The sequence below is a fragment of the Actinoplanes rectilineatus genome (genome assembly GCF_000962825.1).
Classification (GTDB): Bacteria; Actinomycetota; Actinomycetes; order Mycobacteriales; family Micromonosporaceae; genus Actinoplanes; species Actinoplanes rectilineatus.
Window position 1 is genome coordinate 1 of sequence record NZ_JZKF01000088.1, and the last position, 12,977, is coordinate 12,977.

Genomic DNA, 12,977 nt, shown 5'->3' on the forward strand with positions numbered 1-12,977 from the left:
CTCACTGTTCGAACCCACCGGTGGTGGTCTCCTCGCTCGCCCTCAACTCAACGTTTCAAGAGTAGATCTTGCCTCTCATGATCTTGGCACAGAGGGCAACCCCCTGACCACTCCGGCCGTAGGGGAGAGGTCAGCCGGCGCCTGAACGCTCGACAGAACGCTCCGGGCGCGGGGGAGTGCTACACGGGAGCAGACGTAGGAGATCGATCACTCGGCACGACGCTGTTGAGCTGCGTAGACGTGCTCTTCGGCGCTGTTGAGCGCTGTTCGGATGGAGCGCTCCTGTGTGAACGTAGCCCGATCAAGCCGCTGACCAGCATGAATACAGATCGGTCCTGCTCAGTCGCTGTCGTCCAACGTTGCTGAATGCCGTGCGGCGCTGTTAGACGCTGCTGGTTTCAACCCCGCCTGCTCCCCGCCCGGTCACCGGTTTTGGGAGCAGTGGTGCACCGCCCACCCCGGACAGCCCGATTTCATCGTGGCGGTGCTCCCCACCCTCATTGAAGGCGGCTTCTGAACAGGGAAAACATCATGTCCCGCGAGGAGGAGGTTGCTTCTCGCCCAAGCGGGCGTCAGCTCATGCGGCATCTTCCGACGGGCCGGCGTCCGAAGGCGCCTTGTTTCCGTTCTCTCCATCTGGCCCGTCCGAGGACCCGGCATCACGTTGGCGGATGTCATCGGTGTATTCGTGGAAGAGGCGGAACCTGCCAGGCTGGATGCTGTTCTGCTCCGTGACGAACTTTCCGAGTCGGGTGACGTTGTCGGCTGAGGCTTCGGCGTCGGTCATGAGTGTGGCAGTTCTTCCGGTTCGTTGATTGCGGCCCTGTGGGCCGGAGGACGCCTGCCGCGATGTGGCACGCGCGCCCCGACAGCCTCGCGGTGTGCACCTCCCACCGTCGCGCACCGAATCGTCCGGCGCCGCTGAAACTGAGTCTCTGTGGGATTGCCAGGAGAAGAGGCTGTGCCTCGACCTGGAGACCGGCGTCCCAGCCCTCCCCGTGGTGCGATGTCACCAACGTACGATTTTCGCCTGGCCGCTGTCGCGCAACGCGGAGCTCTTGCCGAAGGCCCGTGAGCTGGCGGCGATGGTCATTGCCGATGCGAGTCGGCCGATCTGCCAACGCGCGGGCAGTGACGTGATCCACGCACGCCCAGCCGAACTAGCCAGATCCTGGCCAGCGTCTCTATGGTGCTTGGCTTATCACGTGGGGGGCGTATGTCTGAGCAGGTGACGGCGGTCAGCCGATCACGCAAAGCGATCTTGACCGGAGTTGCCGCGGTGCTGGCGGTTCTGGTCGTCGCGGGGATGGCTGTCTGGAAGGTCACTGGCAACGACGCGGGGTCTTCGACGCGTGAGCAGTTCCGGCAGGCGGTTGCCGCGGTCGCTGCGGCGCCGGCGGTGCGGGTGCAGTCTCCGCAGTTGGCTGGGTCGGTCAGCGACATGACGGTGCTGCGTGGTGGGGCCCTGACTGGCACTCTGACCGTCGCCGGCCTGGACGTCGGCGTGATGCGTGTCGACGGGCGCACGTACATCAAGATGCCGGAGCAGCTGTCTGGTGGGCCTGCCACCGCGCTCGGCGGGGGCCTGGATGGCGTGGCCGGGCAGTGGGTCACCGGTGGTACGTCGGCCGGATTGACGTCGGCCGGTGCTCGGTCACTGGTGACGCCGCAAGAACTCGGTGCTGCTCTGAGTGCCCAGGTTGAGTCGACCGCCGTCTTTCCCGATGTCGAGGAGACGACGATGGTCGGGACGGAGCAGGTGTGGAAGGCGACGGCTCCTTCCGGGGATCTGTTCGTCAGCACGGAGGCACCGCATCGGGTGGTGAAATACGCGCCGGCCGGTGTCGGGCCGTCTGTTCCGCCGATCCCGGCGCTGCCGACGTTCCCGACGATGCCGTCCGGACGGCCGTTGACGAGCCTTCCCGCGTTGCCGACGCTGCCGGATCTCGGCGGGATCTACGGGCAGGCGCTTCGGGCACCGACCGTGCCGGTGAAGGCCCCGGTCGCCGGGGCGTCGTTGCAGGAGATGGACTTTCCGAAACTCTCGGACGCGCAGGTCGAGAGGACGTACCGAGATCTGGTGGCGCAGGTCGGGAAGCTCACCGATGCGGTCGATACCAGCTACCAGTTCGACGTCAAGGGCACTGCGGCGTTCACCGGGTGCGGACCGGCGTCGTGCACGGTCACGCAGGCGCTGACGACGAGTTTCTCCAGCACGAACATGGAGGCCCCGAAGCAGGTCAGCGTCGACGTGACCGCGACGATGACCGGTGACGGTGCCCCTGTCGGCGGGTGCACATCGTCAGGGACGGTTCCGGTCAACGGGGCTGGCACGCTGCGGTGTACGAACGTGTCAGCGGCCTGGTCGGCTTTCTGGGTCCGGGCGAGCACAATGCGGGGCGCGCACGTGTATACCGCGCAGGTCCGGGCGGTCGCGAAAGCTGTCACAACGGCGAAGATCAAGCAGATCCAAGGCGACCTGCTCGACGAGCTCGCCGAGATCCTCGCTGACCAGAAAGCAACCGGGCAGCCGTCAGTGGCTGTGTCGGCGAAAACCTCCGGCAGGCCGTCGGCAGCACCTACGGTAGTGCCGTCGCAGAGCGGTGGCAGCAAGTGCGACAGCGTCAACCGGCAGGCCGAACTCGCCAAGGCCGAGGAGTCGGCGGAGAAGGTGATGGACGGGTACTCCCGGCAGGAGTTCAGGACGATCAACCAGACGGTCGCAGTACTGGCCGTCTGCAATGTGAAAACCGGGAGAGTGTTCTCCTACGTCGGCGGTCGTATCGATCTGGAGGACGAACAGCGGGCCGTGGCTATTGGCGCGGGTCTGCTGCCAGTCGACAACCCGAATGACGCAGTCCATGCGGAGCCGCTGGTCATCACTGAGGCGAAGACCGACGCCGCTGCGGTTCCGGTCAGTCCGATCGTGATCTACGCGTCCAACCCGTTCTGTGGTGAGGACAAGGAGAACTGCAAGGAACTCGTCGCCAGCGAACCGGGAGCTCAGATCGTGGCGCCGGTGAAACCGAAACGCAAGTCGCGGGCGGCGATTTTCACCCCGGGTATCGTCTGGCCGTGACGAACCTCGACCTGGAACTCTGGCGTTCGGCCCGGGACCGCGCGGATCAGTTGAGCCCGGATGCGCAACGGATCATGTCGGTGGCGTGTGTGCAACGCATGGAACGACTACTGATCAGGTCGGTGTCGCAGAACGAGCTTCGCCGGCCGGTTCCGGTGGTCACGAGCGAGGGTCTCTCCGTCGCGTGGGCGATCTGTGCCGGCGATGCCGTGGACCCGGGCGATGTCGTTGCCCGGCTACGGGCTTTCGGCCCGGTGGACGCCGATGACGAGATCCTGACCGGTGACTCGTCGATCCTGGCGTTCGTGCAGGACCTGCCTGATCTCATCGAACGGCCGGCGTTGTTCGTCAGCTCGGTGTTCAACGTCGTGACGAAGTACCGCCGCTGGACCCGGCGCGGTGCCGTCAACGGGTCCGCGGCCTTGTTCGAGACGGCGGCGCTGTTCCGCGATGTTGAGCGGCTCGAGGATGAGGCGATCACTCCGGAGCTCGTCGACCGAATCCGCGACGATGCCATCCGGGTGGGAGAGCATCTGGTCACCGTCATCGACGACTGGCACCGGCCTCGTCTCCAGGGCTAGGGCCGTTTCGAGATGACCTCTGAGGTTCCGCCCCAGCGATGCCCCACTCGGACAGCGCTCCGGCGTCGACTGCACAAGTGGCCTGGCACTCCCACCGATGCGCCACGCTCGATGGATGCCAGCGTCGGGTGAGCTCCTTGGCGACCTGGTAGTGGTCAAGCAGGGAGCAGAACAAATCTGACCTAGGAGTGGTCAACCCCGCCTGCTCCCAGAACCGTGACAAAAGGTCCACCGCATTGGATCATTGCGGTGGACCTTTTCGCAGCTCAACGTACTTGTGGGCGATACTGGGATCGAACCAGTGACCTCTCCGGTGTGAACGGAGCGCTCTCCCGCTGAGCTAATCGCCCTCAACGAGATGGAACTCTACTAGATGTCCCGCAGCCTAGGCGAACCAGGGGTCACTGGCGCGTCTCCAGGAAGTCCAGGGCGACCTGGACCAGGTCGACGCCGAAGCTGACCCGGACGCTCGCCCACACGACGGCGCTGATGAAGACCATGCCGAGCAGTCCGACGAGACCGCGGACCGGCAGGGACTGGCGGGCTATCCACTGGGTCCAGCTGGTCACGTGCCGGCGGGTGAAGGCGAGGACTCCCCGTGCCCAGTGAAACTCCACGGCGAGGATGGCCAGGCCGAGGATCACGATGGCCCACCCGGGCCCGGGCAGTGGGATCAGGACGATCCCGACCAGGGTGACCAGGCCGCCGAGGGCACCGACGCCGATCTTCAGGGCCAGGCGTCCGGTCGGGGTGGTCCGGATACGGTCGAGCACACGCACGTCAGATGCCTTGTCGTCCGGCTTTAAGAACCATTTCATCCCCCAGTGTTCCGCGGTCCCGTCACTACCCGGGAGGACTGGACGTTACCGGAGTAAGTCAACTGCTGGGCCACCCGACGCCGGGCGGAATCGAGTACATGGGCAGAACAGGACAAGATATCGCTTTACGTCCTGTGCGGAGGCGTTTTCGAAACCGTCTTCCCACTACTGGGTGAGATCAGCGTATGGCGGAGCGTAACGACAGGGATCACCTGAGTATGGGAAACGCGGGGTTCACCAGCCTCGCAGCGGTGCCGGGGGGAGTTCGTCCATGAGTACCATTCGTCCAACGACCGTCGAGGTCGAAACCTCGCTGCGGCTCGTAGCGCCAGACGCGACGGCTCTGCCTGTGCGGGCCAGTCTGCGCTACGACCCAGCCGACCCGTATGCGGTCCATGTGTTGTTCCACGCAGAATCAGCCGGTGGGGAAGCCGTGAGCTGGTCCTTTGCGCGGGAACTTCTTGTGACCGGGCTTGATGAGCCGGCAGGTATCGGCGATGTCCGGGTGTGGCCGTGGGCCACGCCGCGGGGCGATTTCGTCGCGCTGGCTCTGTCGTCACCCGACGGCAACGCGCTGTTCGAGGTGCCGCGCAGTGTCCTGGTCCGGTTCCTTCGGCGCACCTATGTGGTGGTGCCGCGGGGCCGGGAGTCCGATCACCTGGACGTGGATGCTGCGGTCAATCGTCTGCTCGCGGGGCGATAAACCGGGGGCGACCACCCCGGTGACAGCGACAGCGATCAAAGGGCGACTCGCGCGGACACTGCCGGTCCGTACGGGTCGCCCTTTATCCGGAAAAGTAATCGATCTCCGAAAAGAAATCGGAATCGGACGTATAGCGAATACCGAGCAGGAAAACGGACAATTAACGCATTGAGTTCAGGCAGGCATGCGTTGACGGTCGTCGACGGTTACCGTCAGCGTCGATGCCAGCACTCACTCATTCCGTTGACCCGGCGTTCGCGTGTCTCCCGCCAGACTGGGCGGGCATCGGCACGTGCGACCTGCCGGTGACCGCCGGTGCGCCCACCGGCCTTCTGGGCTGCCACGCGCTCGTGTCCACCACTGCCGGGACGCTGGTCGCCGAGGTCGACTTCGCCCGACATCAGTGCGGCCCGGGCACCTTGATATGGGTCCGTCCCGGTCAGGCGGTCCGCTTCGAGAGCGGACCCGAGGGAGTCGTGTCGATCGTCTTCCGGTCCGATCTGTTCCGGCCGGAGGAGCTCGACGGTCTCGTGCCCGACGATCCGGACGGTCCGGCCCGCGCGCCGGTGAGCCTGCCCGACCCGGCCGGCTTCGGCGCCATGGTCGACAACCTGGTCCGGGACGCCGGCGGCACGCCGAGCAGTGCCGCTGCCGCGCTGATGCGCCACCAGCTGGCCGCGCTGCTGCTGCGGGTCCGGCTGCTGGACTCGGGCAGTGTGCCGCCCGGGCACGTCGAGGCCCGCACCTTCGAGCGCTTCCGTCGTCGGCTGGAGGAGGGCTATCCGGACTCCCGCCGGGTGGAGGACTATGCCGCCGAGCTCGGCTGTTCGGTGCGGACCCTGACCCGGGCGAGCCTCGCGCTGACCGGTCGCACCGCCAAGCAGGTCGTCGACGACCGTGTCGCGCTGCAGGCGCGGCGGCTGCTCGCCGCGACCCCGCTGTCGGTGGCGGAGGTGGGCCGCAGCCTCGGATTCGGGGAGCCGACCAACTTCGGACGTTTCTTCCACCGGGAGACGGGTCTGAGTCCGGGACAATTCCGTTCGCACTTCGTGACCAGCGGAATTCCCGCTCAGCGATCTCCCTCTGACTGACCGTAATTCCCACAACTCCCTGGGGTATGTGCATCCGGGATGTGGGCGGGGGGCATGATAGTCAGGTGCAGATCTCCGCGCGTGGCGACTACGCGGTCCGGGCGGCGCTGAGTTTGGCGCAGGCCTACCCCGCACTGATGTCGGCCCAGGCCATTGCCCAAGACCAAGACATGCCTCGGAAATTCCTCGAGGCGGTGCTCGCCGACCTGCGCCGTGCCGGAGTGGTCCGGGCGCAGCGTGGCGCCGAGGGTGGCTACACGCTGTCCCACCCACCACGGGACGTGACGATCGGCCAGATCCTGCGGGCCGTCGACGGCCCGCTGGCCGGCGTGCGCGGGCTCCGTCCGGAGGAGACGCAATACACCGGTGCCGCCGAGAACCTGCCGAACCTGTGGGTCGCGGTCCGTGCGGCGGTCCGTGAGGTGGTCGACGAGGTGAGCCTCGCCGAGCTGATCAGCGGGCGGATGCCGGCGCACGTCCGCAAGCTGACCACGCGTCCCGACGCGTGGCAGCCGCGCTGACGTTTGTAAATCCGCGTCATCGGGAATCGTTCTGCCACCAGCACAGTGGAGGGGAGACGTTCCGATGCCCATCGTTTACCGCAGCCGCAAGAAGATCGGGCCGCTTGTTCTGAACTTCACCGAGAACGGCTACTCGTCCTTCAGTTTGAAGATCGGCAAGTGGTCGTGGAACTCTCGGACCCGCGCGCACCGTTACGACCTGCCCGGCCCGCTGTCCTGGAAGCAGGACAAGTCCCGGTCATGACGTGCTGATCGAGACGTCTCCGCCGAGCCGGCCGTGTTCCGGCCGGCGGGTGACCGTCCCGGCGTCCACCAGGGCGCGCAGCACCGTGGTGGCGTCCGCCGCCCGATAGACCGTGTCGGTCAGGGCGAACGTCCGCAGTTCGGTCACCGTCGCCGCGCCCGCCTCGTCCAGACGCGCCAGCAACGCCCGGCGCAACGGGTCGTGGTCGGGCTCCGGCGAGACGTCGATCAGCAGGTCCTCCGGGTCGCCGGGGTCGCCCAGACGCGCCCCGGCGGACTCGGCGGCCGCCCAGAGTTCCTCCTTGAAATCCTCCAGGTTGCGTCCCGAGGCCGTACCGAACACCAGCAGCTCGCCGGTCGCCACCCGGACCGCAGTGACCAGCGGCAGTCCCACGGTGCGATAGGGCTCGAGCGGGGTCCCCGGCGGCAGCGCCAGCAGCACGTCGGCCGGCTTTCCGGCGGACGCCACCGCCGCGACGGTGGTCACACTCGGCGGTTCACCCGCGCTGGTCGCATCCAGAAAAGCAAGCAGGGGTACGCGTGAAGCGCCCGCGGCCCGCAACGCCACCGCCAGTCGTTCCTCCGTCCCGCCGCCGACCGGGAGCACCGCCAGCCCGGCCGCCGCACCGGAGTCCCGCTGGGCCGCGCCGAGGCGCCCGACCAGCCCACCCGCCTCCGCGCCGACCGCCACCATGGACAGTTCCCGGTTGCGGGCCAGGTCGGGCAGGGCCGCCAGGACCCGCACCGCCGCTTCGGCGGCCGCGCCGTCGTCGGCGTCGGCGTATCCGTGTGCGTAGACCGCGCGGCGTCCGCGGTGCAGCGCACCGGGAGCCCATGTCTGCAGGTAACGGACCAGGAGTTCACGGGTGACCGTGGTGATCGGGGACATGTCCGTGTTTCTACCCTGTCCACTTCGCTACCGGAAACTTGTACCCACGGTATCCGGCCGAGCACTATGGGAAACATGGCCCCTCAGCTCGCGGAACGAACGGCTCAGGCGCAGTCCCTGTCCACGGCCGGCGATCTCACCGGTGCCCGCGCGGTCCTGGACGACGTCCTGCGGGGCGCCGACGCCGACCCCCGCCGCGCCACCGCGGACATGGCCGTCGCGGCCGCCCTGCACGCCCGGGTCCTGATCGCCCTCGGCGACCCGGAGTCCGCCCGGCTCTGGGCGTCCTTCGCGCACTCCGCCGAGGAGCGCCTGCACGGCGCCCGCGACGAGCGGACCATCGCCGCCGCGGCCACCCACGCCGCGGTGCTGCAGCGGATCGGCCAGCACGGCCGGGCCGCGATCGTCTATCACGACCTGGTCGGCGAACTGGCCGCGGCGGACGGCCCGGACTCGCCGCGGGTGCTCGCCGCCGAGGCCGACCTGGCCGTCGCCGAGCACGCCGCCGGGCACTGCGGCGCGGCCCGGGCGCGGCTCGCCCGCGCCTGGCGGCACCATCGTGACGTGTACGGGGACGCCGCCCCCGCCGGGATCAAGATGCTCGCCCGGCTCGGCTCGATGGAACGCGAGTGCGGCCGGGACCGGCAGTCCGCCGAACACCTGGCGCTGGCCCAAGAGTTGAGCGCCCGGTACCTGCCCGCCGACCATCCGCTGGCCCGGCAGGCCGCCGCGCTCGCCACCGGGCGCGCGTCCGGCCGGCACTCGTGTGCGACCGCCGAGCGGGGCGGCCGGACCTCCACCGACCCGAGCCGCCGGTTCCCGCGCCGGCCGACCGTCGCCGACCCGGGCCCGGCGAGCCCGGCGCCGTACCCGGTGGACGCACCCGGCCAGCCACCACCGGACGACCGGCCGACCGATCCGAACGGCCGGGTCTATCCCACCGAGGACGACGATCTCGACGAGGAGTCCGACGACCGGGAGACCGACCCGAACGGTTCGGTGTACCAGCAGCCGCTGTACCTCAGTGACCTGCACCGGCTACCCGGCGACCCGATCGGCCGGCACGCCCGGGCGGACACCCCGCCGCCGCTGCCCGGCCGGCGGGCACCCGACTACGACGAGGACGGCCGGGCGGTGCCGAAGGGCACGGCCAGCAGCGGGACCCGGACCGACCCGCCGAACACCCGGTGCGTCCCGGTACGCACCGACACCCCCGCCCGCCGCCGGGCCACCCATCCGCTGCTGCTCGCCGCGGTGCTGGCCTGCGGGGTGGCCGCGGCCGCCGCGGTGGTGATCCTGACCCTGCCGGACGCTGACGGGGCGACCGCACCGACGGCGGCGCCCACCGGCGCGCCCGCGACGACACCGGCGGCGAGCATGGCGGCCAGTGTCGCCCCCGCGGCGGCGGGGGCTCCGCAGAACGTCCGGCTGCGCGACAGCGGGGACAGCGTGACGCTGCTCTGGACGTACCCCCGAGGCGCCGAAGGCGTGGTGTTGATCTCCGGAGGCCGGGCCGGGGAGAAACCGCAGAAGTTCCAGGAGCTGTCCGCGCGGTCGGCGGACTGGACGGTGAGCCCGCTCAACGAGAAGGTCGACTACTGCTTCTCGGTCGCCGTGAAGTACTCCGTGAAGCGGGTGGTGAGCTCCGCACCGGTCTGCACCGACCGCTGACGCCCGAATCCCCGTCAGGCCGGAAGCCGCTCCTGGCCGGCAGCCGCTCCTGGCCGGCCGGGACGGACGGGTGGCGACCGTGTGCCGTGTCCCGGCCGGGACAGGGTGACCGGTGTCGCCGGGTTCGAAGGGCAGTGCAACCGGGCGGCAACCGAAGGGGACCCGTCCTGCCACCCGGGCGCCGGACCGTGGACCGTCACGGCCACGACAGGAAGTAGAGGGACAGTGACGACCGAGACGGCGACCTGTATCCCCACCGAGCGGCATCTCGAGCTGGGCGCCCTCGAGGCGGCCGTGGCCGAACTCGAGTCCCGCCCGATGTCGCAATTCCGCACGGTGCGTTCCCCGGCCGCCGATCTGAGACGCCGGGCCGACGAGCTCGGCGCGGAGGAACTGTCCCAGCGGACCGTGCTGCTGCTCGCCGGCGTGCTGCTGCGCGAGGGCCGTACCGGCGAGGGTGGTCAGCTCGCCCACCAGGTGCGGGCCTGGGCGGAGAGCAACAACGCGTCGTTCCTGCTGGCCCGGGCGCACCGGACGCTCTCCCTCTTCTTCCACCAGGTCGGCGACTTCTCCGACGCGCTCACCCACGCGCTGCAGTCGGTGGCGCTGCTCGACGAGGACGTGCCGCCCGGGATCCGGGCCCGGCACCTGCTCACCCTGTCGGTGGCCCTGGAGGACAGCGGCTCGCCGATGGACGGGGAGCGCCGGGCCCGCGAGGCGCTCATGCTGGCCGCCGACGCCCGGGACCACGAGACGATGATCCTGGTGCTGAACAATCTGGCGTACAGCGCGTACCAGCTGCGCGACGCGTCGTCGGCCCGGGCGCTGGTCGAGCAGATGCGCGAGATCCAGGCGCGGACCGGTCAGCGGTTCAGTGCCAACGAGTGCGACACCCTGGCCCGGGTGGAGATGCTCGGCGGGCGGTACGCCGAGGTCGAGGAGCTGCTCATCCCGGTGCTCGACGAGCGGGTGGTGGCCAACGAGGGTGACGCGGTGGCCGAGTGCCTGCTCACGCTCGCCGAGGCCCGCCGCCGGGACGGCCGGTACGGCGCGGCCCAGGAGGCGCTGGACGCGGCCGGCCGGCTCTGTTCGGACCGGGAGCTCGCCGCGATCGGCGCCCGGGTCCGGGAGGAGCAGGCCGCCCTGTTCGCGGCGACCGGGCGGTTCGCGGAGGCGTACGAGGAACACCGCGCCTTCTCCGCCGCGTCCGCCGCTCTGTACTCGGTGCAGCGGGAGGCTCGGGCCCGCGCGTTGCAGGCCGTCTTCGAGGCGAACGAGGCGCGGCGTGCCAGCGAGCACTTCCGGGAGATGGCCCACCGGGACGCGCTCACCGGCCTGCACAACCGCCGGTACGCCAACGAACGCGTCCCGGATCTGCTGGCCGAGGCGACCTCGTGCCGCCGGGCGCTGTCCCTGGCGATCATCGACCTGGACCACTTCAAGCGGATCAACGACACGCTCTCGCACGCGACCGGTGACACGGTGCTGCAGAACGTGGCCGAGCTGCTGGTCGAGGCGGCCGGCCCGGGGATCGCGGCCCGGATGGGCGGTGAGGAGTTCCTGCTGGTGTTCCCGGGGGTGGACGCGGAGGAGGCGTCGTTGCGCTGCGAGCGTCTGCGCCTGCGGATCCGGGCACACGGCTGGGAGCCGATCACCGGCCCGCTGCACGTCACCACCAGCATCGGGGTGACCACCACGACCGACGGGCGGATCACGTTCTCCGCGCTGCTCTCGCAGGCCGACCAGAACCTGTACGCCGCGAAGCGCAGCGGCCGGGACCGGGTGGTCGCCGGCTAGCCGTCGACCGTCCTCGCCACCGGTCGGCCGGCCGACCGTCAACCGTCCTCGCCCACCGGTCCGCCGGCCAGTTCGGCCACCACGTCGAGGTGGCCGACGTGCCGGGCGTACTCCTGGACCAGGTGGAACAGGATCCGTTCCAGGGTGGCGGGTTCGTTGCCGTCCCAGCGCGGGCCGGGTGCGCCGGTCGCCGCCAGGTCGCCGGTGGCGATGACCGCCGAGGTGTACGCGCCCTGTTCGCGGAGTCGTCCGGCGAGGACGTCGAGGGTCTCGCCGGGTTCGACGTGCCAGCGGTCGTCGCGGCGGTCGCCCCACGGTTCGTGGTCGCGGCGGCCCTCGAAGCCCCAGGCGATCCAGCGGAGTTCCACGTACCGCAGGTGCTTGACCAGCTCCAGCGGTGTCCAGCCGGAGGGCAGGCGGCTGGTGTGCAACTCGGCCTCCGGCAGCGCGGACACCTTGGCCAGCAGCACCGCGCGGAAGTAGTCGAGATAGCGGGCGAAGACCTCGCCCCGTCCGTCGGCCGGCGTGGTGGCCGCCGGGAAATCGATCGTCATGCCGTGCAGTATCCGATCCGTGCCCGGTTCTTGATCCGGTGATGCGGAATTCTCAAGATCAGGATTTGCGGTATTCGTCATGCTTGCAGCTTTTCGGAACTGTTAATAGTACGTATCCGAAAAGTTGCTTTTCCTCGGTCGAGTCTGTCGCCATTCATGATCGACAAGGCTGTGCTGATCTTCATTTGCCGAGGATATGCGCGGATTGTAGGGATCCGGGGGCTCCGCGGCGAGCAACCGCGAAATGCGCCGGGCGTGAAGTGCGGGGCCATGGTGTGGCGTGTGTCACAAGGGGAATCGGTCTTCGGGAGTGAAAACCGTCGTTCTCACATGCTGGTGACTCGGCCCCGATTCGCTGAACGGGTCGGCGGTCGGCCAGGTGCTGACCCTGGCCGACCGCTGCTGTGATCCGTCAGCCGATGCCGATGTTGTTGTGTGCGCTCACCGGGGCGAACCGGCGGTTGCCCTCGAAGATCGCGTCGTACCCGTTGACCAGCAGGTTCAGGGTCGAGACCGGCGGCGGGATCGGGCCGTTGCGGCAGGCCGCGTAGCCGTTGAAGTCCGTCGTGGCCTCGCAGAGCAGCCAGCGCTCACCGGTGGTGGCGAACTGCACCGGAAGGCCGGCGACCGGACGTCCGTCGTAGGTGAAGAACCGCGCCCTGAGGTCCAGGGTCTCGCGGGCGATGATGTCCATCGTTCCGTAGTACGCCGTGGCGTTGAGCCGGATCGGACGCACCTCGGGTGCCGCTTGTGCGGGCGTGGGAGCGGCGGTGACAACGGCGGCCGTCGCCAATGCGGCGGCGAGCCCCCGCTTGGTGGTGTGCTTCATGGGGCATGAAGCTAGGCGATGTGGTGGTTTTTCCGCATATCAACACACCCAGGAGTGGCATAATGCCCCTATTTGGGGGACATTGCACGGAGTGTCGTTGTTCCGTTAGAGGTAGCGGGGGCACGACAGGTCCAACGCGCGACCAGCCCCCGGGGAGCGTGCCCGAACGTGCCGTCCTCATGAACGTGATCAATTCTCGGA

The 12,977-nt window shown here is 69.0% G+C and carries 13 protein-coding genes and 1 tRNA gene; 8 read left to right on the forward strand and 6 right to left on the reverse strand.

The window, feature by feature from the left end; translation table 11 throughout:
- Window positions 1-577 precede the first annotated feature (577 nt).
- Window positions 578-787 carry a hypothetical protein gene (locus WH85_RS51090; RefSeq protein ID WP_157411480.1) on the reverse strand — a complete coding sequence of 70 codons (210 nt, stop codon included), beginning with the start codon at window positions 785-787 and terminating at the stop codon, window positions 578-580.
- A 429-nt stretch (window positions 788-1,216) separates the two neighbouring features.
- On the opposite strand from WH85_RS51090, the gene WH85_RS38405 reads away from it, so the two are divergent.
- A complete protein-coding gene (locus WH85_RS38405) occupies window positions 1,217-3,079 on the forward strand; it encodes a hypothetical protein (protein WP_157411481.1) in 1,863 nt (620 codons plus the stop codon).
- A complete protein-coding gene (locus WH85_RS38410) occupies window positions 3,076-3,660 on the forward strand; it encodes a hypothetical protein (RefSeq protein WP_045747070.1) in 585 nt (194 codons plus the stop codon). Before WH85_RS38405 ends, WH85_RS38410 begins: the two co-directional genes overlap by 4 nt.
- A gap of 278 nt (window positions 3,661-3,938) precedes the next feature.
- Here WH85_RS38410 and WH85_RS38415 read toward each other — a convergent pair.
- Window positions 3,939-4,010: transfer RNA gene (locus tag WH85_RS38415), tRNA-Val, on the reverse strand.
- Between the two features lie 51 nt (window positions 4,011-4,061).
- Window positions 4,062-4,439: a TIGR02611 family protein gene (locus WH85_RS38420; RefSeq protein ID WP_245674272.1), complete on the reverse strand. Its 378-nt coding sequence runs from the start codon at window positions 4,437-4,439 to the stop codon at window positions 4,062-4,064.
- Window positions 4,440-4,749: 310 nt separating this feature from the next.
- On the opposite strand from WH85_RS38420, the gene WH85_RS38425 reads away from it, so the two are divergent.
- From WH85_RS38425 to WH85_RS38440, 4 genes are all read left to right on the forward strand, one after another.
- A complete protein-coding gene (locus WH85_RS38425) occupies window positions 4,750-5,181 on the forward strand; it encodes an SsgA family sporulation/cell division regulator (RefSeq protein ID WP_014446635.1) in 432 nt (143 codons plus the stop codon).
- A gap of 221 nt (window positions 5,182-5,402) precedes the next feature.
- Window positions 5,403-6,272: an AraC family transcriptional regulator gene (locus WH85_RS38430; protein WP_045747072.1), complete on the forward strand. Its 870-nt coding sequence runs from the start codon at window positions 5,403-5,405 to the stop codon at window positions 6,270-6,272.
- A gap of 65 nt (window positions 6,273-6,337) precedes the next feature.
- A complete protein-coding gene (locus WH85_RS38435; protein WP_045747073.1) occupies window positions 6,338-6,793 on the forward strand; it encodes an RrF2 family transcriptional regulator in 456 nt (151 codons plus the stop codon).
- A gap of 64 nt (window positions 6,794-6,857) precedes the next feature.
- Window positions 6,858-7,037 carry a DUF4236 domain-containing protein gene (locus WH85_RS38440; RefSeq protein WP_045747074.1) on the forward strand — a complete coding sequence of 60 codons (180 nt, stop codon included), beginning with the start codon at window positions 6,858-6,860 and terminating at the stop codon, window positions 7,035-7,037.
- Here the strand turns inward: WH85_RS38440 and WH85_RS38445 are convergent.
- The gene (locus WH85_RS38445; protein WP_045747075.1) at window positions 7,032-7,925 is read right to left on the reverse strand and encodes a hypothetical protein; all 894 of its coding nucleotides are present in this window, start codon (window positions 7,923-7,925) and stop codon (window positions 7,032-7,034) included. The two genes, WH85_RS38440 and WH85_RS38445, sit on opposite strands and share 6 nt — an antisense overlap.
- 75 nt (window positions 7,926-8,000) lie before the next feature.
- On the opposite strand from WH85_RS38445, the gene WH85_RS38450 reads away from it, so the two are divergent.
- Both WH85_RS38450 and WH85_RS38455 read left to right on the forward strand, forming a co-directional pair.
- Window positions 8,001-9,596, forward strand: coding sequence for a hypothetical protein (locus tag WH85_RS38450; protein ID WP_045747076.1), 1,596 nt, complete (start codon window positions 8,001-8,003; stop codon window positions 9,594-9,596).
- Window positions 9,597-9,821: 225 nt separating this feature from the next.
- Entirely contained in the window at window positions 9,822-11,393 is a 1,572-nt protein-coding gene (locus WH85_RS38455) for a GGDEF domain-containing protein (protein ID WP_045747077.1), read from the forward strand.
- Between the two features lie 38 nt (window positions 11,394-11,431).
- On the opposite strand, the gene WH85_RS38460 is transcribed toward WH85_RS38455, so the two are convergent.
- Complete coding sequence (locus WH85_RS38460; protein WP_045747078.1) at window positions 11,432-11,947, reverse strand: mycothiol transferase; 516 nt, start codon at window positions 11,945-11,947, stop codon at window positions 11,432-11,434.
- Between the two features lie 412 nt (window positions 11,948-12,359).
- Window positions 12,360-12,776 carry a hypothetical protein gene (locus WH85_RS38465; RefSeq protein WP_045747079.1) on the reverse strand — a complete coding sequence of 139 codons (417 nt, stop codon included), beginning with the start codon at window positions 12,774-12,776 and terminating at the stop codon, window positions 12,360-12,362.
- Between the last annotated feature and the right edge of the window lie 201 nt (window positions 12,777-12,977).

Coding starts and splice junctions, on each gene's coding strand:
- WH85_RS51090 (WP_157411480.1), bottom strand. CDS start 787: ATGACCGACGCCGAAGCCTCAGCCGACAACGTCACCCGACTCGGAAAG.
- WH85_RS38405 (WP_157411481.1), top strand. CDS start 1,217: ATGTCTGAGCAGGTGACGGCGGTCAGCCGATCACGCAAAGCGATCTTG.
- WH85_RS38425 (WP_014446635.1), top strand. CDS start 4,750: ATGAGTACCATTCGTCCAACGACCGTCGAGGTCGAAACCTCGCTGCGG.
- WH85_RS38430 (WP_045747072.1), top strand. CDS start 5,403: ATGCCAGCACTCACTCATTCCGTTGACCCGGCGTTCGCGTGTCTCCCG.
- WH85_RS38440 (WP_045747074.1), top strand. CDS start 6,858: ATGCCCATCGTTTACCGCAGCCGCAAGAAGATCGGGCCGCTTGTTCTG.
- WH85_RS38445 (WP_045747075.1), bottom strand. CDS start 7,925: ATGTCCCCGATCACCACGGTCACCCGTGAACTCCTGGTCCGTTACCTG.
- WH85_RS38450 (WP_045747076.1), top strand. CDS start 8,001: ATGGCCCCTCAGCTCGCGGAACGAACGGCTCAGGCGCAGTCCCTGTCC.
- WH85_RS38460 (WP_045747078.1), bottom strand. CDS start 11,947: ATGACGATCGATTTCCCGGCGGCCACCACGCCGGCCGACGGACGGGGC.
- WH85_RS38465 (WP_045747079.1), bottom strand. CDS start 12,776: ATGAAGCACACCACCAAGCGGGGGCTCGCCGCCGCATTGGCGACGGCC.